Genomic DNA, 1,924 nt, shown 5'->3' with positions numbered 1-1,924 from the left:
GGGCAAGGTCAGTCCTTCAGTCCGGCATTGATGTCGGCGCCCATGACGTATTTCTGGAAGACCAGGAAGATGGCGATCAGCGGGATCATGGAGATGACCGACGCGCCCAGCAGGACCGACCAGTTGATGTTCTGCGCGCCGACGATGCTCTGGATGCCGATCTGGACGGTGAACTTGTTCGGGTCGTTGAGCATCAGCAGCGGCCAGATGTAGTCGTTCCAGCGCCACTGGAAGGACAGGATGGCGAGGGTCAGCATGATGGGCCGGGAGAGCGGCACCATGATCCGCAGGAAGATCGACAGCTCCTTGGCGCCGTCGATGCGGGCGGCCTCCACGAGTTCGTCGGGGACCGTCAGGAAGAACTGGCGGAACATGAAGCATCCGGTCGCGGTGAGCACGGCCGGGAGGATGATGCCGGCGAAGGAGTTGTAGAGGCCGAGGTTGCGGACCACCAGGAACTCCGGGGCGAGCATGACCTCGCCGGGCAGCATCGTGGTGGCCAGGATGCAGATGAAGAAGGCCTTGAGCCATCGGTTGTCGTACTTGGCCAGCGCGTACCCGGTGCAGCAGCTGACACCCACCGTGAGGATCGTCGTGATCACGCACACGATGGCCGTGTTGATGAAGTACTGGGAGAAGTTCGCGCTGTCCCACGCCGCCTTGAAGCCCGACAGGGTGGGGTTGTGCGGGACCAGCGTCAGCGGATAGGAGAACAGGTCGCTGGCCGGCTTGAAGGAGCTGAGGATGAACCACAGCACCGGGAAGCCGTACAGGCACGCCATGAGCCACAGCAGTGTCGTCGCGGACACCGCCTGCCGGAGCCCACCGGTGGCCGTCTTGCGGGGCCGCTTCCTGGCGACGCTCCGCCGGGAGCCGACGTCGGCCGGGCGCGGGATGTCTGTGGTTGTCATCGGTTCTCCACCCGCCGGTTGACGATCAGCTGGATGATCGCGACGGCCATCAGGATGATCATGAGCACGAACGACGCGGCGCTCGCGTAGCCGATCTGGCCCCGTTTGAAGCCGGTCTCGTAGATGTACTGGACGAGCAGGTTGTTCGAGGTGCCGGGTCCGCCGTTGTTGAGGGCGACGAACACCGGGTACTCCTTCATCGAGTTGATCGTGTTGAGCAGGATCACGATGAACGAGGTGGGCGCGATGCTCGGCAGGGTGATGCTGAAGAACTGGCGCCAGGGGCCGGCGCCGTCGAGCGAGGCGGCCTCGTAGTAGGACACCGGCACGTTCTTGATGGCCGCGATGAACAGCAGCATCGTGAAGCCCGTCCAGGCCCAGGCCGCCGCCATCACGACCACGAGCAGCGAGAGGTCCGCGTTCGACTGCCACGGCACGGCGTCTCCGCCGAACTTCTCGATGATGTAGTTGACCAGTCCGAAGTTCTCGCCGAACATCCAGCGCCACAGGACACCCACGACGATGGGCGACAGCAGCCACGGGATGAAGAAGATGACCCGGGCGACCGAACCGCCCTTGGCGTGCTTGCTCACCACGAGGTTGGCGGCGAGCAGCGAGACCACGAAGTTCAGCGGGACGAAGAGGACGGTGTAGAGCAGCGTCCGGGTCAGCGCGTCGTAGAACGTGGAGTCCCCGAACAGGTTCTGGTAGTTGTCCAGCCCGATCCACTGGAACGGCCCCACGCCCGTGTAGTTCGTGAAGGAGTAGAGGAGCCCGATCACCGCCGGCCAGACGAAGAACAACGCGAAGAGCACGACGTTGGCCGCGATGAGGACGAGCGGCGCAAGGGTGTACTTGTTGCGTCTCCTGGGCGGACTCGGCGAGCTCACAGACACGTCCGAGGCGCTTTTTGTCATCTTCCTGACTCCGTGCTGGTGGATGGGATTGCGAGGGGCTCACGCCATGAGCCCGGCATCACGGGCGCCCGGGGACCGGGCGGCGGGGTCGGGGCC

The 1,924-nt window shown here is 64.4% G+C and carries 2 protein-coding genes; both read right to left on the bottom strand.

Annotated elements, in window-relative coordinates; genetic code table 11:
- Positions 1–8: 8 nt before the first annotated feature.
- A complete protein-coding gene (locus ACFULQ_RS49050) occupies positions 9–911 on the bottom strand; it encodes a carbohydrate ABC transporter permease (RefSeq protein WP_383558340.1) in 903 nt (300 codons plus the stop codon).
- A complete protein-coding gene (locus tag ACFULQ_RS49045) occupies positions 908–1,828 on the bottom strand; it encodes a carbohydrate ABC transporter permease (RefSeq protein WP_383558337.1) in 921 nt (306 codons plus the stop codon). The genes ACFULQ_RS49050 and ACFULQ_RS49045 overlap by 4 nt, the downstream gene beginning before the upstream one ends.
- Positions 1,829–1,924: the final 96 nt, after the last annotated feature.

The organism is Streptomyces sp. NPDC057253 (assembly GCF_042669125.1).
Taxonomy (GTDB): Bacteria; Actinomycetota; Actinomycetes; order Streptomycetales; family Streptomycetaceae; genus Streptomyces.
This window is presented reverse-complemented; position numbering and strand designations above follow the sequence as displayed.

Excerpts from the sequence above, each read along its gene's own strand:
- ACFULQ_RS49050 (WP_383558340.1), bottom strand. The coding sequence starts at position 911 with ATGACAACCACAGACATCCCGCGCCCGGCCGACGTCGGCTCCCGGCGG.
- ACFULQ_RS49045 (WP_383558337.1), bottom strand. The coding sequence starts at position 1,828 with ATGACAAAAAGCGCCTCGGACGTGTCTGTGAGCTCGCCGAGTCCGCCC.